Annotated in this window: 25 protein-coding genes; 10 read left to right on the top strand and 15 right to left on the bottom strand. The window is 60.9% G+C overall.

The features are described from left to right. Positions 1-58 precede the first annotated feature (58 nt). The 3 genes from LVD08_RS16875 to LVD08_RS16865 form a co-directional block, all read right to left on the bottom strand. Complete coding sequence (locus LVD08_RS16875; RefSeq protein ID WP_027613551.1) at positions 59-1072, bottom strand: AI-2E family transporter; 1014 nt, start codon at positions 1070-1072, stop codon at positions 59-61. 199 nt (positions 1073-1271) lie between these two features. Continuing rightward, the gene (locus tag LVD08_RS16870) at positions 1272-1577 is read right to left on the bottom strand and encodes a PsiF family protein (RefSeq protein ID WP_007966973.1); all 306 of its coding nucleotides are present in this window, start codon (positions 1575-1577) and stop codon (positions 1272-1274) included. A 63-nt stretch (positions 1578-1640) separates the two neighbouring features. Then, entirely contained in the window at positions 1641-2435 is a 795-nt protein-coding gene (locus LVD08_RS16865) for an AraC family transcriptional regulator (RefSeq protein ID WP_247268707.1), read from the bottom strand. 96 nt (positions 2436-2531) lie between these two features. On the opposite strand from LVD08_RS16865, the gene LVD08_RS16860 reads away from it, so the two are divergent. Beyond that, complete coding sequence (locus tag LVD08_RS16860) at positions 2532-3419, top strand: DMT family transporter (protein WP_247268706.1); 888 nt, start codon at positions 2532-2534, stop codon at positions 3417-3419. Between the two features lie 118 nt (positions 3420-3537). On the opposite strand, the gene LVD08_RS16855 is transcribed toward LVD08_RS16860, so the two are convergent. The 3 genes from LVD08_RS16855 to LVD08_RS16845 all read right to left on the bottom strand — a co-directional run bounded on the left by LVD08_RS16855 (position 3538) and on the right by LVD08_RS16845 (position 5464). After that, the gene (locus LVD08_RS16855; RefSeq protein ID WP_247268705.1) at positions 3538-4428 is read right to left on the bottom strand and encodes an esterase/lipase family protein; all 891 of its coding nucleotides are present in this window, start codon (positions 4426-4428) and stop codon (positions 3538-3540) included. Between the two features lie 91 nt (positions 4429-4519). After that, positions 4520-4825, bottom strand: a complete 306-nt coding sequence (locus tag LVD08_RS16850; RefSeq protein WP_097089887.1) for a DMT family transporter — start codon at positions 4823-4825, stop codon at positions 4520-4522. Beyond that, on the bottom strand, positions 4826-5464 hold the full coding sequence (locus tag LVD08_RS16845) for an FMN-dependent NADH-azoreductase (protein ID WP_247268704.1): 639 nt from the start codon (positions 5462-5464) through the stop codon (positions 4826-4828). A 108-nt stretch (positions 5465-5572) separates the two neighbouring features. On the opposite strand from LVD08_RS16845, the gene LVD08_RS16840 reads away from it, so the two are divergent. Continuing rightward, complete coding sequence (locus LVD08_RS16840) at positions 5573-6502, top strand: LysR substrate-binding domain-containing protein (protein WP_247268703.1); 930 nt, start codon at positions 5573-5575, stop codon at positions 6500-6502. A gap of 90 nt (positions 6503-6592) precedes the next feature. Continuing rightward, entirely contained in the window at positions 6593-7126 is a 534-nt protein-coding gene (locus LVD08_RS16835) for a ferritin-like domain-containing protein (protein WP_247268702.1), read from the top strand. Between the two features lie 100 nt (positions 7127-7226). Here LVD08_RS16835 and LVD08_RS16830 read toward each other — a convergent pair whose 3' ends face one another. Continuing rightward, positions 7227-9302: an AsmA family protein gene (locus LVD08_RS16830; protein ID WP_247268701.1), complete on the bottom strand. Its 2076-nt coding sequence runs from the start codon at positions 9300-9302 to the stop codon at positions 7227-7229. A gap of 385 nt (positions 9303-9687) precedes the next feature. Here LVD08_RS16830 and LVD08_RS16825 point away from each other — a divergent pair, with 385 nt between their 5' ends. From LVD08_RS16825 to LVD08_RS16795, 7 genes are all read left to right on the top strand, one after another. Next, the gene (locus LVD08_RS16825) at positions 9688-10194 is read left to right on the top strand and encodes a hypothetical protein (protein WP_247268700.1); all 507 of its coding nucleotides are present in this window, start codon (positions 9688-9690) and stop codon (positions 10192-10194) included. Between the two features lie 173 nt (positions 10195-10367). Continuing rightward, positions 10368-11000, top strand: coding sequence for a TetR family transcriptional regulator (locus tag LVD08_RS16820; protein WP_027613541.1), 633 nt, complete (start codon positions 10368-10370; stop codon positions 10998-11000). 297 nt (positions 11001-11297) lie between these two features. Then, on the top strand, positions 11298-11798 hold the full coding sequence (gene ureE / locus LVD08_RS16815; protein ID WP_003221180.1) for an urease accessory protein UreE: 501 nt from the start codon (positions 11298-11300) through the stop codon (positions 11796-11798). After that, positions 11795-12469, top strand: a complete 675-nt coding sequence (locus LVD08_RS16810; protein WP_103368038.1) for an urease accessory protein UreF — start codon at positions 11795-11797, stop codon at positions 12467-12469. Before ureE ends, LVD08_RS16810 begins: the two co-directional genes overlap by 4 nt. Before the next feature lie 23 nt (positions 12470-12492). Next, positions 12493-13107: an urease accessory protein UreG gene (ureG, locus tag LVD08_RS16805; RefSeq protein ID WP_103368037.1), complete on the top strand. Its 615-nt coding sequence runs from the start codon at positions 12493-12495 to the stop codon at positions 13105-13107. A gap of 27 nt (positions 13108-13134) precedes the next feature. Next, positions 13135-13707 carry a HupE/UreJ family protein gene (locus LVD08_RS16800; RefSeq protein WP_247268699.1) on the top strand — a complete coding sequence of 191 codons (573 nt, stop codon included), beginning with the start codon at positions 13135-13137 and terminating at the stop codon, positions 13705-13707. Between the two features lie 181 nt (positions 13708-13888). Next, positions 13889-15022, top strand: coding sequence for an AGE family epimerase/isomerase (locus LVD08_RS16795; protein WP_247268698.1), 1134 nt, complete (start codon positions 13889-13891; stop codon positions 15020-15022). A gap of 122 nt (positions 15023-15144) precedes the next feature. On the opposite strand, the gene LVD08_RS16790 is transcribed toward LVD08_RS16795, so the two are convergent. The 8 genes from LVD08_RS16790 to amaA form a co-directional block, all read right to left on the bottom strand. Next, positions 15145-16050, bottom strand: coding sequence for a cation diffusion facilitator family transporter (locus tag LVD08_RS16790; RefSeq protein ID WP_247268697.1), 906 nt, complete (start codon positions 16048-16050; stop codon positions 15145-15147). A 198-nt stretch (positions 16051-16248) separates the two neighbouring features. Then, the gene (locus LVD08_RS16785; RefSeq protein ID WP_027613536.1) at positions 16249-17013 is read right to left on the bottom strand and encodes an SDR family oxidoreductase; all 765 of its coding nucleotides are present in this window, start codon (positions 17011-17013) and stop codon (positions 16249-16251) included. Positions 17014-17863: 850 nt separating this feature from the next. Next, positions 17864-18580 carry an ABC transporter ATP-binding protein gene (locus LVD08_RS16780; protein WP_047600666.1) on the bottom strand — a complete coding sequence of 239 codons (717 nt, stop codon included), beginning with the start codon at positions 18578-18580 and terminating at the stop codon, positions 17864-17866. Then, positions 18577-19449 carry an ABC transporter ATP-binding protein gene (locus LVD08_RS16775; protein ID WP_027613534.1) on the bottom strand — a complete coding sequence of 291 codons (873 nt, stop codon included), beginning with the start codon at positions 19447-19449 and terminating at the stop codon, positions 18577-18579. The genes LVD08_RS16780 and LVD08_RS16775 overlap by 4 nt, the downstream gene beginning before the upstream one ends. Further along, on the bottom strand, positions 19446-20747 hold the full coding sequence (gene livM, locus LVD08_RS16770) for a high-affinity branched-chain amino acid ABC transporter permease LivM (protein WP_096794779.1): 1302 nt from the start codon (positions 20745-20747) through the stop codon (positions 19446-19448). The genes LVD08_RS16775 and livM overlap by 4 nt, the downstream gene beginning before the upstream one ends. A 3-nt stretch (positions 20748-20750) precedes the next feature. Further along, the gene (locus tag LVD08_RS16765) at positions 20751-21665 is read right to left on the bottom strand and encodes an ABC transporter permease subunit (protein WP_027613532.1); all 915 of its coding nucleotides are present in this window, start codon (positions 21663-21665) and stop codon (positions 20751-20753) included. 238 nt (positions 21666-21903) lie between these two features. Next, positions 21904-23037: an ABC transporter substrate-binding protein gene (locus LVD08_RS16760; protein WP_027613531.1), complete on the bottom strand. Its 1134-nt coding sequence runs from the start codon at positions 23035-23037 to the stop codon at positions 21904-21906. A 368-nt stretch (positions 23038-23405) separates the two neighbouring features. Continuing rightward, complete coding sequence (gene amaA / locus LVD08_RS16755) at positions 23406-24689, bottom strand: L-pipecolate oxidase (protein WP_247268696.1); 1284 nt, start codon at positions 24687-24689, stop codon at positions 23406-23408. Positions 24690-24825 lie beyond the last annotated feature (136 nt).

Genomic DNA, 24825 nt, shown 5'->3' with positions numbered 1-24825 from the left:
AACCTGTGGGAGCGGGCTTGCTCGCGAAAGGGCCCTTTCAAACGCTACAAGGCTTGAATCAAACCATCCCGCCCAGCTTCAACTCACTCTTCAGGTACGCGTAATAAATCGGCCCCGCCACCACTCCCGGCAGGCCGAACGCGGCTTCGAACACCAGCATCGCCAGCAGCAACTCCCACGACTTGGCACTGATCTGCCCGCCGACGATGCGCGCGTTGAGGAAGTATTCGAGCTTGTGGATAAAGATCAGATAGCCCAGCGCCGCCACCGCCACCCAGATCGACAGCGACAGGCCGACGATGGTGATCAGCGTGTTCGACATCAGGTTGCCGATCACCGGCAACAGGCCGAGCAGAAAGGTCAGGACGATCAGGGTCTTGGTCAGCGGCAGCTTGATACCGAACAGCGGCAAGACCACCACCAGGAAAATCGCGGTGAAGAAAGTGTTCAGCAGGGAAATCTTGATCTGCGCGAAGACGATGTTGCGAAAGGCTTGAACCACCAGGTGCAGACGGTCGAACAGGGCGGCGGCCAGCGGTTTGCGTTTGGTCAGGTCCGGCACGCGCTGCAAGGCAATGATCGCGCCGAGGACCATGCCGATCAGCAGGGTGACGAACATGTGCGCCGCGTCCTTGCCCACCAGTTGCAGCTCGGACAGGTGCTTGCTCGCCCATTCGCCGATGGCCACGCGAAATTCCGCAGCGCTGGCCGGCAGGTAGGCATCGAGAAACGGCGGCAGTTGCCCGCGCGCGCGATCGACCACGCCCATGAATTTGTCGAGCGAGGCGCCCGGGTTTTCCGCTTCGTGCAGCAGGAAACTGATGGCGCCGGCAAAGATCAGCGCCAGCACACTGACCACCAGGGTGCCCAGCAGCGCCACCGCCAGCCAGCGCGCACGCCGACCTTCGATCAGCCGTTGCAGTTGCGGGGTGAGCATGTTGACCAGCTCGAACACCAGCAAACCGGCCAGCAGGCTGGGCAACAAGCGCAGCGGCAATGCCAGCAGCAAGCCGCCGCAGATGATGATGCAACTGACCCAAAACACAACATGACGCTCAGAAAACGTTGGCATACAGCCTCAAAACGAACGGCGTAAAAGGATTGGCAGTCTGCCAGCGATCCGGGGAGAGCACTAGGGATATGCAGGGGCTATTGTCGTGCTCAATGGCCCCTTCGCGAGCAGGCTCGCTCCCACAGGGGGGTACGCATTTCAATGTGGGAGCGAGCCTGCTCGCGAAGAGGCCGGCCCGTTCACCGCAAATCCTTGCTGATTATTTTTTCTTCAGACAATCACTCATGAAGGTCTTGCGCGCATCGCCGGTCAGCGCCTTGGTTTTCGCATCGGCGTTGCAGGTTTTCATTTTTTCCTGCTGCGGGGTCAGCACTTTGCCGTCATTGGCGGCCGGTGCAGCCTTGAGGCAAGTGCTCATGAACGTCTTGCGCTCGTCGCCCTTGAGGCTTTTGGCGGTAGCGTCAGCATTGCAGGTGGTCATTTTGTTCTGTTGCGCCGTGGCGGCGAAACCCTGGGAACACAGGAGCAGACCGATCATCAACAAAGGGACACGCAACATCTTCATGGAGTTTTCTCCTTGTCGCCGCATCGATGGATGCGGCCTCCGCTGAAGTGTAGCCAAATCTTGTTACACCTTCCTGCCTTCCAGGTGGCTACGCCGATACTGTTCCGGCGTACACCCGGCCTGCCGGGCAAACATGGCAATGAACGCCGAGCCGCTGCTGTAGCCGAGATCGAAGGCGATTTCCTGCACGCTGCGGGTACCTTCCAGCGCCTCGATGGCCGCGAGATAACGCAGGCGCTGACGCCATTCTCCGAAACTCAGTCCCAGTTCGCGCACGAACTGCCGGGCTAGCGTGCGTTCACTGACGTGCACTTGCGCCGCCCAGTGCGCCAGCGGGAGGTTATTGCCCGGATCAGCCTGCAAGGCGTCGAGGATCGCCAGCAACCCGGGATTGCTTGCGTACGGCAGATAACATTCATGCACCGGCGCCTGTTGCAATTGATCGACCAACACCTGGGCCAGACGCTGGTCGGCATCCAGTTCGGGGATTTTCACGTCGCGGGCGGCGAAGTCCTTGAGAATCGCCTTGAGAATGTCGCTGATTGCCAGCGTGCAGGCGCGCGGCGGCAGATCGGCGCAAACCTTCGGATCGAGGCACACCGCGCGGTAGTTGACCGGTTGATGGCTGTAGAAACTGTGCTCGACCTGCGGCGGCACCCACACCGCGTAGTGCGGCGGCGACATGAAGCGGCTGCCGCCGACGTCCATGTGCAGCACACCGTGGGCCGCGTACTCCAGCGTGCCCCACGGATGACGGTGCGGCGCCGCGTATTCATGGGCGTTGAAGTCGGCATAGCGGAAGTACACCGCCGACGGCAGTTCGCTGAAATCCAGCAGATCGATGTGCTTGCTGTTCATGCTGTCCGGTTGCAGAGGCAGGTTGTCCGGTTCGCAGTATAGGGCTGCATCCAGACAGGCGATAATCACCGTTCATCAACGTTCTGGTTTTAACCCATGCAATACGCGTTTCCCCTGCTGGCGATTTTCATCTGGGCCGGCAATACCGTGATCAACAAACTGGCGGTCGGGGCGATCTTCCCCGCCGAGATCGGTTTCTACCGCTGGCTGCTCGCCGGGCTGCTGTTCACCCCGTTCATGCTCAAAGCGGTGATCGCGCACTGGCCGCAGATCCGCCCGAATCTGGGCAAGATCTTCATCCTCGGCGTGCTCGGGATGGCGGTCTATCAGAGCCTCGCCTATTTCGCCGCGACCCTGACCACGGCGACCAACATGGGCATCATTCTGTCGCTGATGCCGCTAATGTCGCTGGCCATGGCCATCATCAGCCTCGGCCAGCGCCTGACCGCTGGCGCATTGTTCGGCGCGGTGCTGTCGTTCGCCGGCGTGCTGGTGGTGGTGTCGTCCGGCAGCCTCGGCGCGCTGCTGCAACATGGAGTGAACCTGGGTGACGCGATGATGCTGATCGCCACCCTGGCCTACGCGATCTACAGCACCCTGCTGAAAAAATGGCAGCTGCGCCTGCCGCCGCTGGTGTTGTTGTACCTGCAGGTGCTGGTGGCGATTGTGGTGCTGTTTCCGCTGTACGCCGCCTCGCCGAAAACCGGCTTCACCGCGCAGAACATTCCGCTGGTGCTGTACGCGTGCCTGCTGGCCTCGATGCTCGCGCCGCTGGCGTGGATGCAGGCGGTACAGCGCCTGGGACCGAGCCGCACGACCTTGTTCTTTAACCTGCTGCCGCTGATTACCGCGCTGATTGCGGCGGTGGTGTTGAAGGAAGAGCTGGCGATGTATCACCTGGTGGGTGGGGTGTTGACGTTGGGCGGGGTGATTCTTTCCGAGCGCTGGACCACCGTGCTAGGCCGCAGAATCAGCGTTGCCTGATCTGGCCCTTTCGCGAGCAAGCCCGCTCCCACATTCGACCGGGTTCCAACAGGTGGAATGCGAACCACTGTGGGAGCGGGCTTGCTCGCGAAGAACGATAACGCGGTGTAACTGACATTCACACGCCGGCGGCCTTTAGCCGCGCCGCATGCTCGACAAACAACCGCACCGGATCCGCGCCCTTCCCCACCAGCCCCAGCGACTGATTGACGATGTCGAAGTGATCCAGCGGATAGTCGTCGCCAATCACCGTGCCGAGGTGCGAGCTGTAACGCCCGACCATCCCGTCACACTGCCCCGGCTCGCGCACGAAGGTTTTTGCGAACAAGCGGCAGCTGCGGTTGGTGCCGTCGAACAGGTTGCCACCGCGATCGGTCTTGCCCGGTTGCAACGTCCCCGACCACGAGTAATAACGCACGCCGTTGACCTCTTCCGGCCCGTGACCGCCCCATGTCTCGGGCAGGCCCTGTGGATAACGCTGATTGAACAGCGCCACGCCTTCACTGGTCAGCGATTGATGCGAAGCGTGGATGTCCACCGGCAGTTTCGGCCCGTGGTAACCGGTTTCCAGCAACGCCATCAGCCAGCCGACAAAACGCAACAGCACCTCAAGCACGCGGCCCTTGGCGCTGTTCGCCGGGTAGTGTTTCTGCAGATAGTCGGCCAGTTCAGAACCGTGATTGGGCCCGGCCACGGAGGTTACCGAGGCGACCAGATCCGGCCGTTTCGCGGCGGCATAACGCGCGGTCAACGAGCCCTGGCTGTGGCCGAACAGATTGACCCTGGCAGCGCCGGTCTCGCGCAGAATTTCGTCGATGCGCGCCAGCAACTGCTCGCCACGCACCTCGGTGGAATTGAGCGGCGATACCTGCACCGCAATCACCGTCGCCCCGCCACGGCGCAACGCCTTAATGATCCCGTACCAGTACGGATACAGCAGCAGCCGGATAAACCCGAGCATGCCCGGCACCAGCACCAGTGGATAACGTGTCGCCGAACCTTGTGACATGGGCAAACATCCTTGTGGTCGCTGAGTGGATGCCAGACGTGCAAAACGCCCGCCAAGCCTCCTCCCTGATGATGACAACTGCACCATCAGCCTACTTCAGGCCCACCACCCCCGCCACAATCAGCCCCACCGACAGCAGTTTGACCAGGGTCAGGCTCTCGCCGAGCAGGGCAAAACCGAGAAACACCGTGCCCAGCGAGCCGATCGCCGTCCAGATCGGATAGGCGATGCTCACCGGCAACTCGCGCAGCGCCAACGTCAGGAAGTAAATCCCGCCAATCGCCGCCACCACCGTGATCAGCGACGGCCACAAGCGGGTGAAGCCTTCGGCGTACTTCATGCCCATGGCGAAAGTCACCTCGAAACCGGCGGCGATCAGCAGGCACAGCCAGGCCACTTAGAACGTCCGGGCGAGGTCGAGCAAACGCTGCTCGGCCTCGCCCACTGATACCGCGAAGGTGCGCTCGGCCGATTCCTCGCCCTCGGCCGCGACCACGCTGACGTCGTTGATGCCGATAAAGCCCAGCGCGGTGCGCAACCACGGATCGGCATGGTTCAACGCTTCCAGTTCGCCGCCGGGGCCGAAGCCGAAACCGCCACGGCTGGTGACAATCAGCGCTTTCTTGCCTTGCAGCAACGGCGTGTATTGAGCGATGCCGTTGTCCAGGGTGTGGTCGAACGTCAGGCCCAGACGCACGATCTGATCGACCCAGGCCTTGAGGCCGCTGGGCACGCTGAAGTTGTACATCGGCGTGGAAATCAGCAGCAGGTCATGCTCGAACAACTCGCCGACCAGTTGATCGCTGAGCGCCAGATCGGCCTGCATCGACAACGGACGCGCTTCGGGTTCAGGGTGAAACGCGGCGGCGACAAAGGCTTCGTTGACTGGCGTGATCAGCGCGCGCCCGACTTCCCGGCGGGTGACCTGAGCCTGTGGATGGCGCACCTGCCAGGCGCTGAGAAAACTTTCTGCCAAACGCCGTGAGTGCGAACGATCACCGCGCGGGCTGGCATGGATCGCAAGAATCTTGCTCATCTGAATCTCCTTGGGACTAGACTTGAGTGGCTAAGTGGCGCCAGATTGGCGCCGACCCGCTGCTGTCTCAACTGAGTAAAAATCAGTCGGGATGAATCCATTTCATCCATGGAGCACTCAATGTTCGCCTCGTTGCCGCTGACCGCCCTGCGCGCCTTCGAATCCGCTTCGCGGTTGCTAAGTTTCAAGGCTGCCGCCGAGGAGTTGTCGGTCACGCCGACGGCGATTTCCCATCAGATCCGAGCGCTGGAAGACTGGCTCGGCGTGGCGCTGTTCGAGCGTTTGCCGCGTCAGGTGCGCCTGACCGAAGGGGGCGAGCGGCTGTTTCGCAGCTTGCACGGGGCGCTGCTGGAAGTGGCGCAAAGCGTCGACACCCTGCGTCCGCAACGCAGCGGCAGCAACCTGACACTGTCGACCACCGCCGCGTTTGCCGCGCTGTGGCTGGTGCCGCGCCTCGGAAGGTTTTATGCGCAACACCCGAACATCAACGTACGCCTCGATACCCACTGCGAAGTCATCGACCTGCATCAGGACGCCAGCGTCGATCTGGTGCTGCGCTATAGCCTCGACGATTACCCCAACCTTTACGGCTTGTGCCTGTTCGATGAGACCTTCGGCGTGTATGGCTCGCCGGAACAGGTGGCGCTGGCCGCCCGGCGCACGCCGGCGCTGATCAGCGTGCGCTGGCACAACTCGAAGCTGTATGCCCATGGCTGGGAAGCGTGGTGCGCTCGCTCCGGCGAAAACTGGTTGAACCAGCATCCGGCGATTCGCGAGTACGACGAAGAGCATTACGCCCTGCAAGCAGCGATTGCCGGACAAGGTCTGGTGCTGGCGAGCAATATTCTGGTCTCGCAGAGCGTCGCCAGTGGGTTGCTGGTGCCGTACAAGGGGCAGGTGCAAGTCGATGGTGCCGGATACAGCGCGCTGTGTGTGCCGGGACGGGAGCGGCATCCGCCGGTGCGGGCGTTTTTTGCCTGGTTGCGCGAAGAAGCGCAGTTGTCCGAGCTGGTACCAAGGTCGCCGGAAATCTCATAAAACTTTTTGCGTCGCTCAGGACTCACAACTTGGGTAACCGATCACGCCTGTAGAGCGTGGCGCCATTGGATTAGCCTCCTGGAGATCAACATGAGCGACGACCTGCACTTGTCAGATGTCAAAACCCTGCGCGAACGTGCGCGACAACACGTCGAGAACGGCGCGGTAACCGAGAGCTACAGCGCCGACCGTGACGAGGTGCTGCGCTTGCTCAACGAGTCGCTGGCCACCGAGCTGGTCTGCGTGCTGCGTTACAAGCGTCATTACTTCATGGCCAACGGCGTCAAAGCCCACGTGGCCGCGGAAGAATTCCTCGAACACGCGACCCAGGAAGCGCAACATGCCGACCGTCTGGCCGAGCGCATCGTGCAACTGGGTGGCGAACCGGAGTTCAATCCGGACCTGCTGTCGAAAATGTCCCATGCCCAATACGTGGCCGGGAACACCTTGAAGGAAATGGTCTACGAAGACCTGGTGGCCGAACGGATCGCCATCGACAGCTACCGCGAGATCATCCAGTACATCGGCGAAAAAGACCCGACCACCCGGCGCATCTTCGAAGACATCCTCGCGCAGGAAGAAGAGCACGCGGATGACATGCCCGCCATCCGGAACGCCATGTAACCCTCCCAAAAGCGCCTCCGGGAGCACCCCCGCCCCCACAGGTTTTACACTAAGCCTGGGGGAGCAAGCTTGCCCGCGAGGGGGGCCTGTCAGTCACCGATCATTTTGTTGGCTTGACGGTCACTGGCGCCTTGCCCGCCTTCATCTGCTCAAGCAGAGGCGCACACTGGTTCGGCTCCCCGCCACTCGGCGCCACCAGCGCCAACAACCCCGCAGCCGGTGCGGCAATCACGCCCAGTGCCACCATCCCCGCGCCACGCAACATCAACGGCACGGCCTTGACCCCGGCGTCCGGCTTGATGAACTTGCCGCGCACGTACAACGGTGAACGCAGCGAAATCAGACGCCAGCCCTTGGACTCCGGTGTCACCGTCAGGTCCAATTGCTCGGTGGCCATGTTCGCGGTGCCGTCGATGTAGATGATCGCGTTCTCGGTATCGAACACAAACAGCCGTGTGGTCGCCAGGCCAGTCTTGATGTCGAAGTCCGCCGCCGCGCAGTTGATCTTCACTTCCTTGTCGCCAAAAATCTTGCCGACCACGTAGTTACCGACGTTGAGACCGGCCAGCTCCATCAGTTCACGGCTGATCGCGCCGTCGTTGATCAGCATCTTCAACTGGCCATTGGCGCCGCCGAGCAGCTTGGCCACCGAGTTGCCGCGACCGCTGATATCAGCATCACCGTTGAGCTCACCGAAGCTGGTTTTCATCGGTTCGAAGGTCGGGAACAACTGCTTGAGCTTGAAGCCGCGCGCAGTCAGTTTGGCCCGGCCTTCAAGCGGTTCGGTGCGACCATTGAGGCGGATCTGCGCGTCCAGATTGCCGCCGGCCACGCCGAAGCGCAGCGGTTCGAGGCTGAGTTCGCCGTCGTTGAGTTTCAGGTGGGTATAGAGGTCGGTGAACGGCAGCTTTTCACTGTGGACGATGCGCTTGCCGGTGAACTCGACGTCGGCATCCATCGCGCGCCAGCGGTCGGTCTTGAATTCTTCCACCGGCAGCACTTTGTCGGACGGCTGCTTGCTCTCGCCGCCGCGGGCCTTTTGCTTGTCATTGGAGTCGGCGCCGATCAGCGGCGCGAGGTCGGCGAACAGCAATTGATTGGACAGCAACGCGCCGCTGAGCTTGGGCCGTGGCTGGCTGGCGACGTAGGTCAGATCGCCGTGAATGTCACTGCCGCCGATCTTGCCGTTGAACTGTTCATAAGTGAATTTCGCACCGGCGGCATCATGCAGCTTGGCAATCAGATGGCCGTCGGTGGAGTACGGCGGCGTGTCCGGCAGGGTCACGCCGGTCAGTGGATAGAGGTTGCCGAGGCTGGCGCCGGCCAGTTTCAGACGCAGATCAAGAGCGCCAAGGTTCAGCGGGTCGGTCAAGGTGCCAGCGAGTTCGATGCTGGTGGCGCCGATCTTCGCCTGAGCCTGCAGCGGGAACGGTTTGTTCGCGTCCTGCAACGCCAGCAGCCCGCCGATCTTGCCCTGACCGGTGAGGTTCTGGCCGTGGTATTGGCCTTTGACCTTCAGCGCGAACGCATAGTCCTGCGGCGCGGCGCCCTTGTCCTGCGCGGTCTTCGCGGCTTTGGCGCCGACGATATCGCTGAACGGAATCGGTTTGCCCAGCGGATCGATCAACACGTCGAGATTAGTCTTGAGTGTCTGGTCATCCAGAGTGACGTGGCCCTTGTCGAAGCCAATGGCTCCGATGTCCACCACCCAGTTCGACGGTTCGGCATTCGGGTCTTTCGGGTCGAACTTGAAGGTCCAGTTGGCGCGGCCATCAGCCAGGCGTTGCAGTTGCGCGTTGGGTTCGGTCAGGTCGATGCGCGGGATCGTCACCCGTTGCGCCAGCAGGGCCAGCGGCGAGATGCGCAGCTCCACGCGTTTGAGTGTGACCATCTGCGGCTGCTTCGACCAGTCCGGATTGCCCAGCGTCAGGTCTTCAGCCACCACGTGCGGCCAAGGCACCCAGGCCCGCCAGCCGCCTTCGTCCGGCTCACGCTGCCAGATCACCGCGAGGTTGCCATTGATGGCGAACGGACGATGCAATTCTTCCGAGACTTTGGCGTTGAGCGGCGGTTTGATCCGGTTCCAGTCGAAGAACACGATGATCAGAACCAGTACCGCCAGCAGCAGTACGAGAGTGGCGAAGGTCCAACTGAAGATTTTTCCGGTGCGCGTCATGCACAAAACTCCTGATGACGACCGCACGCCGATTTCGCGACGCACAGCTGAAACGGCGGGCCAAAGCGGCCCTCATGAATTCTACGACTGGCAAACAGTGCGCAGGTTTAATCGGAATATAGATTGCGCGGCAAAAAATCGCCCGAATGCTGACCGATTGGTCGAACAGCGTTACCGCTGCCCGCACATTTGCGAGGCGCGAGTGAGTCGAAAATACCCACTGCGGTGCAAAACCACCGCCCGCAAACGCCCGAGCTAGAGCGCCTCGGCAGAACAATCAATTCTGTTGATTATTACCATTGCGTTTATGAACTTTTATATCGACTTATCGAGAGTAGCATTGGCTTCGTACCCACTTTATCGCCCTCCCAAGGAGCAACCCATCATGAAACGCCAATTACTGCTCAGCCTTACCCTGTCGATGCTAGCCAGCACTGCTTTCGCCCTGCCCGCTGCCGATCAGGCTACCCCACAAGTGAAAGCCAGCCACTCTGTGTTCAGCCAGACAGTGGCTGCTGACGGCGGCGACCGCACGCCACAAGGTCAGACTCTGGCTGAAAACGGTCGTCATCGTCTGGAAGAAAAAGGCCTGGTACAAGATGGCTACGACAAGACTCCACAAGGTCAAGCTGTAGCAGAAGGCGGCCGTGATCGTCTGGAAGAGAAAGGTCTGGTGCAAGACGGCTATGACAAGACTCCACAAGGTCAGACCCTGGCTTCCGATGGCGGCGACCGCACTCCACAAGGGCAAACCCTCGCTGAAGGTGGCGGCGACCGTACTCCACAAGGCCAGACCCTGGCTGAAGACGGTTTCGACAAAACCCCACTGGGACAGGCCGTTGCCGAAGGCGGTGGTGACCGTGTGATCGAACGCAACAGCGCTTTGAGCTAAGCCCATGGCGGCCTGGAAAAAAAGCCCAATCACCGGATTGGGCTTTTGACTTTTTCAGTACCGACATTCTGCGAAACCTTTTTTCCTGCTGACTTTTCCCCCTGCCGTTCGACGCCAGCAAAGCCGATTTGCTAGAGTGCGGCGCTTGTCCCGCTCAAGAAAACGCCTTTGCGATGCTGCCCCGCGCCGAACAGAAACAACAGACCCGCAACGCCCTGATGGACGCTGCCCGCCATTTGATGGAAAGCGGCCGAGGTTTCGGCAGCCTGAGCCTGCGCGAAGTGACCAAGACCGCCGGCATTGTGCCCACCGGTTTCTATCGGCATTTTGCCGACATGGACGAGTTGGGTCTGGTGCTGGTCAGTGAAGTCGGTCAGACCTTCCGCGAAACCATCCGACTGGTGCGCCACAACGAATTCGTCATGGGCGGCATCATCGATGCGTCGGTGCGGATTTTCCTCGACGTGGTCAGCGCCAACCGTTCGCAGTTCCTGTTTCTCGCTCGTGAGCAATACGGCGGCTCGCAGCCGGTGCGTCAGGCGATCGGTCGTCTGCGCGAGAACATCAGCGCCGACCTTGCGGCCGATCTGACGCTGATGCCCAAGCTGCAACATCTGGATGCAGCCGGGCTGAGCGTGATCGCCGACCTGATCGTCAAATCGGTATTCGCCACTCTGCCGGACATCATTGACCCGCCCGCCGAGGCCCTGCCGGAGCATCTGACGCCGCAGGCGAAGATCACCCAGCAATTGCGCTTCATCTTTATCGGCCTCAAGCACTGGCAAGGGTTGGGCAGTACCGAGTAATTCCCTTCCCCAAAACCCCACAAACCCCCTGTAGGAGTGAGCCTGCCCCCGATGGCGTCCGTTCAGTCAGCCGAGAATTGACTGGAAGACCGCTATCGCGAGCAGGCTCACTCCTACATTGCTTTGTGTGACAGCCACAAATTGGTGCATGTAAAAATCTTCACGCACCAAAACCTTCCAAAATTCTGCAACATCTTGAAACATCCTCTACGCTCCGACAGGGATTTCCTACATCTCGTCCGGTTGGCAAGCCCCTTGCTCTAGCCCTCCTACAAGTCCACTGCTGGAAGCTTTCCGATGCTGGTGATTCATCGCAGAATCGACCCTCAACCTGTCTGGTCCGCCGAGTTGCACCTGACCTTCGAAGCGCGGAGCAAAAGCCGTCTGCGCTGTTTCAGTGCCGATGGCGAAGACGTCGGGTTGTTTCTGGAGCGCGGTCAGGCACCGTTATATGACGGCGAATGCCTGCAGGCCGAGGACGGCCGCATCGTTCGCGTCTGCGCCCGCCCCGAGCAACTGCTGCACGTCACCTGCGCCAATGCCTTCGAACTGACCCGCGCCGCCTATCATCTGGGCAATCGCCACGTCGCCTTGCAAGTCGGCGATGGCTGGCTGCGTTTGCTCGACGATTACGTGCTCAAGGCCATGCTCGAACAGCTCGGCGCCCAGGTCGAGGCGATAGAAGCGCCGTTCCAGCCGGAACACGGTGCCTACGGCGGCGGCCATCACCATTCGCGGCATGGCGACGAAGATTTCAACTACGCGCCCAAACTCCATCAGTTCGGCGTACGTCTGTGAATCCGGCCTGGGCGCTGTTGCGCCTGGCCAGTCCGCAACTGCCGATTGGCGGCTACAGCTATTCGCAAGGCCTGGAAATGGCGGTGGATAACGGCCGCGTGAACAACCCGGACAGCGCCCGCCGCTGGATCAGCGATCAACTACTGCTCAACCTCGCCCGTTTCGAGGCGCCGCTGCTGCTGGCCCATTGTCAGGCCGCGGCCGAGGAAAACTGGCCCGAGTTGCTGCATCTCTGCGAAACCCACCGTGCCAGTCGCGAGACCCGTGAGTTGCATCTGGAGAGCCGGCAGATGGGTTACTCGCTGCAGCAATTGCTCAACGGTTTGCCGGAACTCGACGCGCCGGCCCGCCGCTTTCTTGAGCAATGCGCCGAACCGCACCTGGCTCTTGGCTGGGCACTGGCTGCCCGCGCCTGGCAAATCAGTCCGCAGGATGCGCTCGCCGCGTGGCTGTGGAGCTGGCTGGAAAACCAGCTCGCGGTACTGATGAAAACCCTGCCACTGGGCCAGCAAGCCGCCCAGCGCCTGACCAGCGAACTGCTGCCGCTGCTGCAACAGGCGCAGCAGGACGCCACCCGCATCAATCCCGAACACATCGGCAGCGCCGCGTTCGGCCTGTCCCTGGCGTGCATGGCGCATGAGCGCCAGTACAGCCGTCTGTTTCGCTCTTAGGGCCTGTCATCTTGGAGAAGCACATGAACACACAACCCCTGCGCGTCGGCATCGGCGGCCCGGTCGGTTCCGGCAAGACCGCATTGACCCTGGCCCTATGCCTGGCGTTGCGCGATCGCTACAACCTGGCCGTCGTCACCAACGACATCTACACCCGCGAAGACGCCGACTTTCTGGTGCGCAACCAAGCGCTGGCACCGGAGCGGATCATCGGCGTGGAAACCGGTGGCTGCCCGCACACGGCGATCCGCGAAGACGCTTCGATCAACCTCGAAGCCGTCGATCAACTGAACCGGCGCTTTCCGGGGCTGGACCTGATTCTGGTGGAATCCGGTGGCGACAACCTGTCGGCAACCTTCAGCCCGGAGCTGTCAGACCTGACCATTTACGTGATCGACGTCTCCGCCGGCGACAAGCTGCCGCGCAAGGGCGGCCCGGGGATCTGCAAGTCCGACCTGCTGGTGATCAACAAGATCGACCTGGCGCCGCTGGTCGGTGCTTCGCTGGAAATGATGGATAGCGACACCCAGCGCATGCGCAACGGCAAGCCATTCGTCTTCAGCAACCAGAAAACCGGCCAGGGCCTGGAAGAGATCATCGCCTTCATCGAGCGCCAGGGCCTGCTGAACGCCGCCTGACTTATTGACCAACAAGGAAGCTTATCCATGACACTCAAACGTATTCTCGGCGCCGTGGCGCTGCTGCTGACCCCGGCACTCGCCTTCGCCCACCCGGGCCACGGCGACAGCGGTCTGGTCGCCGGTATCAGCCACCCGATCGGTGGCCTCGACCATTTGCTGGCGATGGTCGCGGTCGGCCTGTGGGCCGCGCAGCAACAAGGCGCGGCACGCTGGGCGCTACCGTGCACGTTTGTCGGCACCATGCTGATCGGCGGCATGCTCGGTTTTGAAGGGCTGGAGTTGCCGGCGCTGGAAAGCGGGATCGCCGCTTCGGTGCTGGCGCTGGGTCTGGCAGTGGCACTGACGGTGCGTCCACCGCTGGTGATGGCGGTGGCGGCAACGGCGTTGTTTGCGCTGTTCCATGGCGTGGCGCATGGCCTGGAGCTGCCGGACATGAGCAGCCCTTGGGCGTATGCCGCCGGTTTTGTCGCGGCGACGGCGGCGCTGCATGCGGCGGGTTATGGCCTAGTGCGCGTGTTGCCTCAGGCTGCTGCGCCATTGGTACGAGTGGCAGGGGCTGCTTCGGCGGTGACAGGCGCCTGGTTGCTGGCCGGCTGATCTCTATCGCCTGAACCGGCCTCTTCGCGAGCAAGCCCGCTCCCACCCTGGATTTGCGGTGTACACAAAACCTGTGGGAGCGGGCTTGCTCGCGAAAGCGGTCTGACAGACACCGCGTCTCTAAAGGACGCCGCTCTGCTACCATGTCGCGCAATCGCCCCAGCCGTGACGACGTCCGCCAATGCCCCATGCTTGCCGCTCCACCTCCCTGCCCGAATTGACCGCCCTGTTCAGCAACGTGCAACAGCACTTTCTGAACGTGATCGTGCCGCTTTGGCAAGGCCCGGGCTGGAACGCCGACATGGCGCTGCCCTACGAGGCACTCGACGCGGCGCATCAACCTTTGCCACCGCAACGCTATCGGGCGATGGCCTGCGCACGGCAGCTGTACCTGTTTTCCAGCCTGATCGGGGTTGTGGATAACGCCGAGGTGCGCGCCGCGGCGCTGTTCCGCTCGCTGCAACGGCATTTCCACGATGCCGAGCACGGCGGCTGGTTCTACAGTATCGACGCGCAAGGCAAGCCGCTGGATCAGCGCAAAGATCTCTATACCCACGCCTTCATCCTGTTCGCCTGCGCCCATTACTGGGCCAAGTCCCGCGAGCCGCTGGTGGAATCCACGCTGAACGCCGCACTGGAAGTCATCGGCCGACGCTTCGCCACCGGCGATGGCTTGTACGAAGCCTGCCTGGACCGCGACTGGATCACCCTGCAAACCGGGCCACTGCAAAACCCGCTGATGCACCTGGCCGAAGCGTTCCTCGCCACCTTGGCGGTGCGTGAAGACGCGGCGACGCAGAAAGCGCTGGTGGAGTTATGCACAGCCATGCACACGCAGTTCGTCGATCCGCAGCACGGAGTGTTGATGGAAAAACCACTGGGGGCTGTGGATAACTGGTACGAGCCAGGGCATCAGTTCGAATGGTATTTCCTGCTCGAGTCTTCAGCCCTGCTGCGTGGTTCGAAACTGCATGCAGCGCTGGACCGGGCATTCGCTTTCACCGAGCAATTCGGCGTTGAACAACCTTCAGGTGCGGTGCGCGCGATGCTCGATCTGCAACTGGACGGTCGCCCGAAAGATTCGACTCAGCGCATCTGGGCGCAGGCGGAATACCTGCGCGCCCTGACCTTGCGCGCGGACAGCGAAGCCACCGTGCTGCGCCAGTTGCAGGCGCTGCAGCAGCGTTTTCTGCACGCGGGCGGGTGGCATGAATGCCGAGATGAGCTGGGAGAGGTCAGCCGCAAGGACATGCCTTCAACGACGCCTTATCACTTGGCGACGTGCTACAGCGGGCTGGCTGAATATCTGCGTTGATTGAAAAATAGCTTTCGCGAGCAAGCCCGCTCCCACATGGGAATTTCGGCGAACACATAATCTGTGAACAGCCTGGATCCCTGTGGGAGCGGGCTTGCTCGCGAATAGCCGTTACACGGTCTCTAGGCAATCCACTTCTTGTCACCGGTAAAGCTGATCGTCAACCAGCGTGCCGCATCCGGCTCGCCGAGCTGCGCCGAGATTTCCTCCCGCAACACATCCAGCTGACCTACGCTGCTCAGCGCATAATCCGCCGGCAACACCACATGAATCTCGATAAACCGCGCCCGCCCGTGCTTCTGCACGTAGGTCACGTAGTCGTCGAAACCATGCTCGCTCTTCGCAGCTTCCATGACCTGACGCACCTGATCATCCAGGGTGTCCGGGGCAATACCCAGTACATCACGCAGTGCCGGGCCGAGGATCTTGAACGCCGGTGGCAACATGGTCAGCGCCAGCACGATCAGGATCAGCGGGTCGACAAATTTCGCCCACTCGTCAAAGCCCTGGGCCTTGAGCAGCAACGCGGCGAGAAAACTGATCAACAGGCCGACCGAAAGCATCGCGTCCACCAGCCAGCTGATGTTGTCGAACTGGATCAGGCTGGACTTGAGCTTGCGATTGCGCCGACGCACGTAGAAGAAGTAGGCGAACTCGACGACGGTGAACACCGCCGCATAAATGATCACCAAGCCCAGCTCGATCTCGCGGCCGCCGTTGATGATGCCGAACACACCGTTGAGAAACGCATAGATCGCGATCAACAGCAGGAAGCTGCCTTCGATCAGCAGCACCATCGGCTCCAGATGCCAGAAACCGAACTGGAAGCGGTGATTGCTCTCTTTGGCGATCAGCCGGGCGGTGATCAGCATCAACACTTTGATGAACGTTGCGATCAGCGAGAAAAAACCATCGAAAAGGATGGATTGCGAACCTGAAACAAAACCGGTGACGATCCCGGCAATCGACACCGCGAACATCAGGATGGTCGATTGTTTGAGCAGTGACTGCTCACCTCGGTTACTCACTTTAACTCCTCGAAAACCTTAAAAACCGCAGGGTGCGGTGGGGTTATTGGGGGATGAGTTTACCTTATCGCCGGTTATGCCCGGTTTTGTGGCGAGGGAGCTTGCTCCCGCTGGGGTGCGGAGCGCCCCCGCTCTTCAGTTCAAAAAAGCGGGCCTGCTGCGCAGTCCAGCGGGAGCAAGCTCCCTCGCCACAGGGTCTTACGCCTTGTTACGCTCGATCGCAAACCCCGCCCAGGTCTGGCTCACCGGCATCAGCTCCAGGCTGTTGATGTTGATGTGCGCCGGGGCGTTGAGCACCCAGAAGATGGTCTCGGCGATGTCCTGCGGCTGGATCGGCTCGGCACCGGCGTAAGTGGCGTTGTAGCGTTCCTGGTCACCGGCAAAGCGCACCAGCGAGAACTCGCTTTCGCACAGACCCGGCTCGATGTTGCTGACACGCACGCCGGTGCCCTGCAGGTCGCAACGCAGGTTCAGCGAGAATTGCTTAACGAACGCCTTGGTGGCGCCATACACGTGGCTGCCCGGGTACGGGTAGTTGCCGGCGATGGAGCCGAGGTTGACGATGCCGGCGCCACGGCCGTGAGCGATCAAACGCGGCAGCAGCAGACGAGTGCTGTACATCAGGCCCTTGACGTTGGTGTCGACCATGGTGTCCCAGTCGTCGAGGTCGCATTTGGGTGCCGGATCGACGCCCAGCGCCAGCCCGGCGTTGTTGATCAGGCCACGCAGCTTGGCGAACGACGGCGGCAGATTGGCAATTGCCTCTTCCATCGCCTTGCGGTCACGCACGTCGAGCACCAGGCCATGCACTTCAGTCTGCTTCGACAACTCGGCGCACAGCGCGTCGAGACGTTCTGCACGACGGCCGGTCAACACCAGTTTCCAGCCAGCCTCGGCGAAACGACGGGCACAGGCTTCACCAAAACCGGAGGTTGCGCCGGTAATAAACAGGGTGTTGGACATCGTGTTCTCCTTGCGTCGGCCGCCAGCGCAGCCATTGGAATAGAAAATCAGCAGCCAGCATGCCCGGCCCGGCATTTACGAGCAACACCCCGACTGGGACATCTTCCGATCAAAATTTGATCAATCGCCGCTACACCTTATATGGCTTGGCCTGTAGCCATGTGCACGCACGTTATCCACAGTCCCTTCCACAGTTTCCGGGGGCAAGTGGAAACGCGCAAAGCCGCGCCATACAAGGCTTTGCGCGGGAAACAGAAAGTTTTTTGCTTGACCCTGAAGCCGCTGTTGTGCCGGAGATGGCATTTTGCACGACCGACCGGTCAACGCAGTGATTGCGCGAGGCCAGTAATTACGGCCCTCAGCGGAGTCTTTCCAGAGTTTAGTCACAGACTTATCCACAGGCTTGCTCACACGTAATTGTCTCCACAGCACAGCCTAGAAAAAGGTTGACAACAGCGTCTTCAGCTCCAGCAAAAACGCCTGATCAAAAATCAATCACCAGCCCGCAGACCACGTTTCACAAGGGCTGCAGCCAGCTACTCCCACGTTATTCACAGCCAGCTCCACAGCAAACGGGGACAAGTCAAAACTGTGGAAAAACAGCCATTTGCAGCGTCTATATGTCGCGCTTTGGCAGCTATGGGAATTTGTTTTCCACAATTCTGAAATCTGGCGCAGATCAACTGTGGGAGCGGGCTTGCTCGCGAAGAGGATGTGTCATAAAACACGGCGTTATCTGACACACCCTCTTCGCGAGCAAGCCCGCTCCCACAAGGGATTTGTGCTGGACTTGGGATGAAAAAAGCCCCGGGACTTACGTCGCGGGGCTTTGTGGACAACTCAAGCAGAATCAGTGCCCGCCCAGATAAGCGTTACGCACCTCCTCATTCACCAACAACTCCTTACCGGTACCGGTCAGACGAATCTCGCCGTTGACCATCACGTACGCCCGATCCGACAGCTTCAACGCATGGTTGGCGTTCTGCTCAACGAGGAAAATGGTCATGCCGGTTTTCGCCAGTTCCCGCAGGGTGGCGAAGATCTGCTTCACCACGATCGGCGCAAGGCCCAGGCTCGGTTCATCGAGCAACAACAGCTTCGGCCGGCTCATCAGCGCACGGGCAATGGCGAGCATCTGCTGCTCACCACCGGACATGGTCATCGCCCGCTGAGTGCGGCGCTCTTCGAGCCGCGGGAACAGCTCGAACATGCGCTGCATGTCCTCTTTGGCGTACTTGTCGCCAATCGGGATGGTGCCCATCAGCAGGTTTTCCTCGACGGTCATGTCGGGGAACACCCGCCGCCCTTCCGGCGACTGCGCGATGCCGTTGGAGGCGATGTAGTGCGAGGACTTGTGGGTGATGTCGACGCCTTGATAGAGGATCTGCCCGCCCGCCGCGCGCGGCTGGCCGAAGATCGACATCAGCAGCGTCGATTTACCCGCGCCGTTGGAGCCGATCAGGCTGACGGTCTCGCCTTCGTTGATCTGCAGCGACACGCCCTTGAGGGCCTGGATCGGGCCGTAGAACACGTCCAGGTCTTTGAGTTCGAGGATCGGTTTGCTCATACCAGCTCCTCTTCGTCGGCGCCCAGGTAGGCGGCAATCACTTTCGGATCGTTGCGAATGGCTTCAGGCCCGCCTTCGGCGATGACCACGCCGTGATCCAGCACCACGATGTGGTCGGAAATGCTCATCACCATGCCCATGTCGTGTTCGATCAGCACCACGGTCAGATCGTGCTCGTCGCGCAGCAGCCGGATCATCGCGCTCAGCGCTTCGGTTTCCTGAGGGTTGAGGCCGGCGGCCGGTTCGTCGAGGCAGATGATCTGCGGCCGCGTGCACATGGCCCGGGCGATCTCCAGACGGCGTTGCTGGCCGTAGGACAGTTCACCGGCCAGACGGTTGGCGCAGTCCACCAGATCCACCACTTCCAGCCAGTAGAACGCGCAGTCCAGCGCATCACTTTCGGCCTTGCGGTAGCCCTTGGTGTTGAGGATGCCGGCGAGCATGTTGCGGTTGACCCACATGTGCTGCGCCACCAGCAGGTTTTCCAACACCGACATTTCCTTGAACAGGCGAATGTTCTGGAAGGTCCGGGCCAGGCCGGCGCGGTTCACCAAGTGGGTGCCGCCGAACATCTTGTAGTACAGGCGACTGAGGAAGCTTTTCGGCGACACGAAGTCGGTCGGTTTGAACGACTCGCCCAGCAACTGGATGACGTTGGTCTGCTTGCCGCGCACGTTGAGTTCGATCTTGCCGCCGGAGGCCTTGTAGAACCCGGTCAGGCAGTTGAACACCGTGGTCTTGCCGGCGCCGTTCGGCCCGATCAGGGCGAAGATCGAGTTGCGTTTGACCTTGAGGCTGACATCGCTCAGGGCCTTGATGCCACCGAAGTGCATCATCAGTTTTTCCACAGAGAGTACGACTTCACTCATGGCGCAGTCCTCTCATAGTGAATGGCACCTTTGCGTGGAGTGACCCCGGTACGGCTGATGCGAATCAGCCCGCGTGGTCGCCAGATCATCATCAACACCATCAGGATGCCGAACAGCAGCACGCGGTATTCAGCGAAGCCGCGCAGCAGTTCCGGAGCAACCGTCAACACGAATGCCGCAATCACCACGCCGATGGTCGAGCCCATGCCGCCGAGCACGACGATGGCGAGGATCAGCGCCGATTCGAAGAAGGTGAACGAGGTCGGGTTGACGAAGCCTTGATAGGTGGCGAAAAACACCCCGGCCAGCCCGGCGGTGGATGCACCGATAGTGAACGCCGAGAGCTTGACCAGCACATGGTTGAGGCCCATCGAGCGGCAGGCGATTTCATCTTCGCGCAGCGCTTCCCAGGCGCGACCCACCGGCATTTTCACCAGACGATGCTTGATGTACAGCACGGCCAGTACCACCAGGAACAACACCGTGTAGATGAAGTAATACTTCACATCGGGGTTGTAGGCGATGCCGAAGAACTCGTGGAACGGCACCCCGCCATCCTTGGCCCGCTTGCCGAATTCCAGACCGAAGAATGTCGGCAGTGGCGCCGGCATGCCGTTCGGCCCGCCGGTCAGCGACAGCCAGTTGTTGAGGATCAGGCGGATGATTTCACCGAAGCCCAGAGTCACGATCGCCAGATAGTCACCGTGCAGACGCAGCACCGGGAAACCGAGGATGCAGCCGGCCAAACCGGCAGTGATTGCCGCCAGTGGCAATACGGTCCAGAAGCCCAGCCCGAGATATTGATAACCGAGCGCGAGACCGTAGGCGCCGATGGCGTAGAACGCCACGTAACCGAGATCGAGCAGACCGGCCAAACCGACCACAATGTTCAGCCCCAGGCCCAGCAGCACGTAGATCAGCCCGAGGATGACCACGCCCAGCAGGTACGAGTTGGAGACAAACGGCACAATCACCGCCAGCACAATCAACAGCGGAATGATCCAGCGCAGGCGTGATTTGTGATCGGCAGGCAGCACATGCACACCGGAGCCGGTGCTCTCGAATCCGTCGAGAATCTTCAGGCCCTTGGGCGTCTGCAGAAACAGACTCAAGGCAAAGCGGCCGATCATCACGATGCCGATAAGCCACGCCACGCGGGTTGGTTCGAGGTTGAAGCTGTAGCCTTCTAGCACGACGCCGACAATCGGGCCGAACACGATCAGGGCAATCAGGCCGGCCAGAATCGCCTCAACCAGGCTTTTTTTGATATCGATATTTTTTTGAGTGGTTGAAGACATCGCTTACACCTTCGACACAAGAGGACGGCCCAACAGGCCCTGAGGCCGGAAGACCAGAACAAGTACGAGCAGCGAGAAGCTGAACACGTCTTTGTAGTCGGAGTTGACCAGGCCCGAGAACAGCGACTCGGAGATGCCGAGAATGATCCCGCCGAGCATCGCGCCGGGCAGTGAGCCGATCCCGCCAAGCACGGCGGCGGTGAACGCCTTGATGCCGATGACGAAGCCGGCGTAGAAGTCGAACGTGCCGTAGTTCATGGTGATCAGCACGCCGGCCAGGGCCGCCATCGCCGCACCGATGATGAACACGTAGGAAATCACCCGGTCGGTGTTGATCCCGAGGATCGAAGCCATCTTGCGGTCTTGCTGGGTGGCGCGGCACATGCGGCCGAGCTTGGTGTACTTGATCACGTAGGTCAGCAGGCCCATGCCGACAAATGCGGCGACCAGAATGAAGATCTTGGTGTAGGTCAGTTGGACGAAACCGCTGCCGACGTCGATGCGCCAGGCACCGGTGAGCAGCGTCGGAACACCCTGTTGACGGGCGCCCTGGCTGATCTGGGCGTAGTTCTGCAGGATCAGCGAGATACCGATAGCACTGATCAGCGGTGCCAGTCGAGTGGAGTTGCGCAGAGGTTTGTAAGCGACGCGTTCGATTACCCAGCCATAGACGCCGGTGACGACGATAGTGAAAACCAGCGTGCCAAGCATCAACAGCGGGAAGGATTCGATACCGAAGTAAGCCAGCAGAGCCAGACTGATTGCCGCGAGGTACGCGGAAATCATGTAAACCTCGCCGTGGGCGAAGTTGATCATGCCGATGATGCCGTAGACCATTGTGTAGCCGATGGCGATCAGGCCATAGACCGACCCGAGGGTCAGGCCGTTGACCAGTTGCTGCAGGAAAATACCATCCATAACGCAATCTCACGCAATGAGAACCTGCCCACCGGAGCGGGCGGCTCTTCTAGGAAAAATACAGATTTACGTCGGAGCAATGCAGACACGTTCCCCCGGAACACCATCGCCTCCTGTGGGAGCGGGCTTGCTCGCGAAAGCGGTGTATCAGCTACCGTTGATGGCGACTGACATCCCGCATTCGCGAGCAAGCCCGCTCCCACAGGGGTTCATGGTGTTCGGATGATCACGTCAGCCCTTACTTCTGTTTTTCCAGCTGATGGTATTTGCCGTCCTTGTCCCACTGGTAAACCACGTAGTCAGAGACTTTCAGGTCGCCCTTCTTGTCCCAGGCTTTCTCGCCCATGACGGTTTTCACCGGGTTGGCCTTGAGCCACTCGGCGGCTTTTTCGCCACTGTTGGACTTGGCGCCGTTGAAGGCGGCCGCCAGGGTCTGAACCGACGCGTAGGCGTACAGGGTGTAGCCTTCAGGTTCGGTGCCGGCCTTGCGGAACGCATCGACCACGGTCTTGCTGTCTGGCAGCAGACGTGGGTCGGCGCCGAAGGTCATCAGCACGCCGTCAACGTATTGCGGGCCACCGGCGGTGGTCACCAGTTCGTCGGTGACGATGCCGTCGTCAGACATGAACTTGACGTCTTTCAGGCCTTCGGTACGCAGTTGCTTGACCAGCGGGCCGGCTTCCGGGTGCAGGCCGCCGAAGTAGACCACGTCGGCACCGGCTGCACGAATCTTGGTGACCACAGCGCTGAAGTCTTTCTCGCCACGGGTCAGGCCTTCATACAGCACCGGCTTCACGCCACGTTTTTCCAGTTGAGCCTTGGTCGCATCGGCCAGGCCCTGACCGTAGGTGTCCTTGTCGTGCAGCACGGCGACCTTCTTGCCCTTGAGCACGTCGACGATGTAGTCGCCCGCGACGATGCCTTGCTGGTCGTCACGCCCGCACATACGGAACATGGCGCTCAGGCCGCGCTCGGTCACTTGCGGGTTGGTGGAACCCGGGGTGATCGCGATAACGCCGGCTTCGTCGTAGATTTCCGAGGCGGGGATGGTGGAAGAGGAGCAGAAGTGACCGACCACGCCGGCTACCTTCTGGTTGACCAGATCCTTGGCGACTGTCACTGCCTGTTTCGGTTCGCAGGCGTCATCGCCCTTGACCAGTACGATTTTCTCGCCGTTGACGCCGCCTGCCGCGTTGACTGCGTCCGCCGCTGCCTGTGCACCCTTCATGTACTGCTCGCCAAATGCCGCGTTGGCGCCAGTCATCGGACCCGCTACACCGATTTTCACATCAGCTTGAGCAAACGCAGAAACACCCAGCGCAGTAGCTACTGCGAGGGCCAGAAAGCCTTTCTTGTAAAACGTCTGGGACATGAGGTGGTGCTCCAAGGTTTTTTTTAGTTGGCACTGCGACTTCACTTCACTGAATGCTCTGAGCAAGCGCCGTGCCATCGGTTTTTTATTCTTCAAAAAGTCGCTGCTTTCTTGTTATTTCGACTGTTTCGTTCCCATTTTCATTGGGCGTGCAACCGTCTAAACCGCGGAAGGTGAAACCTTTTTAAATCTTAGGCGCAACCCGCTTGCGCCATCATTGCAACCGCGGCACCAAACGACGTGCAACCAGCCTGTAACAGCTCGCGTCACCGAACTGCACACTGCTGGTGCGGGACTGCTACAACCCGCACCATTAGAGGCTAGTCGCTACGCCGAAAAGCGCCGCTTCCGGCAACATATTTCAACACTCAAATGACGATGCGCAGGCACTGGCCCGCGTGATACAGCGAGAAGCCGGCCTCGTACAGGCAACTGCGCAGGCCGACGCCGGCCAGGGGCTGCATCGGTGCGAAGGGGATCGGCAGGGCTTGAGGATTTCCGTCACACAGGTAGTCGGCGAAGGCTTTGCCGACCACGGTGCCGGTGGTCACGCCACGACCGTTGTAACCGGTGACGGCCACCAGTCCCGGCGCCGGTTCGAACAGGCGCATCAGGTGATCGGGGGTGAAGGCGATGCGCCCGGTCCAGGTGCATTCCCATTCCACCGGTTTCAGGTTGGGGAAGTAGTGTTGCTGCACCCGGTCGGCCCAGGCCTTGAGGAACCAGGTGGGTTTCTGATTGCCGTTGCCCAGACTGCCGAGCAACAAGCGGCCGTCCTTGTCGCGACGGATGCTGCTCAACACTTGCCGCGTGTCCCATGAGCCCTGACCGCCGGGGAGGATGTCATGGGCGGCGTCTTCGGTCAGCGGCACCGACGCGACCTGATAGTAGTAACCGGGGAAGAAGTTGCGCTTGAGTTCGGTCCAGTCGCCCTCGGTGTAGGCGTTGGAGGCGATCACCACTTGCTCGGCGAGTACCGAACCTAGCTCGGTCTGCACCGACCATAGCTGGCCCACGCGTTCGAGACGGGTCACTGCCGAGTGATCGAACATCTGCCCGCCCAGGCCCTTCACCGCGTTGGCCAGGCCGGTGACATAGGCCATCGGGTTGAGCGTACCGGCGCGGCGATCGAGCAGTGCGGCGGCAATCTTCTGCGTACCGGTGGCTTGCTCGCAGGCCTTGCCGGTGAGCAGCTCGACCGGTGCCCCGCGACGCTTCCATTGTTGCTCGCGACTGCGCAGATCCGCCTCACCCTTGGCGTTGTGCGCCATGTGCAGGGTGCCTTCGCGGCGCAACTGACAATCAATGTTGTATTTATCCACAAGGCTGAACACCAGCGCCGGCGCCGCCCCGAGCATGCGGTTGAGTTGACTGCCGACCGCTTCGCCGAATCCGGCCTCGATCTCGTCCGGCGGGATCCACATGCCGGCGTTGACCAGCCCGACGTTGCGTCCGGAACCGCCATGCCCGGCACGATGCGCTTCGAGCACGCAGACGCTTTTGCCTTTTTCCAACAGATGCAGCGCCGCCGACAACCCGGTAAACCCGGCGCCGATCATGCAGACATCGACTTTGACCTCACTCTTGAGCGCGGTGTTATCCGGGCGCTGCGGCGTGAGCTTTTCCCACAGACATTCTTCGCGTAACGGCATTGCCAGACTCCAACAGAAACCTGCCAAACACACTGTTGATCCTGTGGGAGCGGGCTTGGGCGCGGAAGGGGGGGTTTAGCCCCCACCCTTGTGGGCGGGCCCCCCCCGTTCCCCGGGCAGGCCCCCCCCCCCAGGG

Origin of the sequence: Pseudomonas sp. YL2 (assembly GCF_023063025.1) — a bacterium.
Taxonomy (GTDB): Bacteria; Pseudomonadota; Gammaproteobacteria; order Pseudomonadales; family Pseudomonadaceae; genus Aquipseudomonas; species Aquipseudomonas putida_A.
The sequence above is the reverse complement of the archived record's forward strand: the minus strand, read 5'-3'. Positions and strand labels throughout refer to the sequence as shown.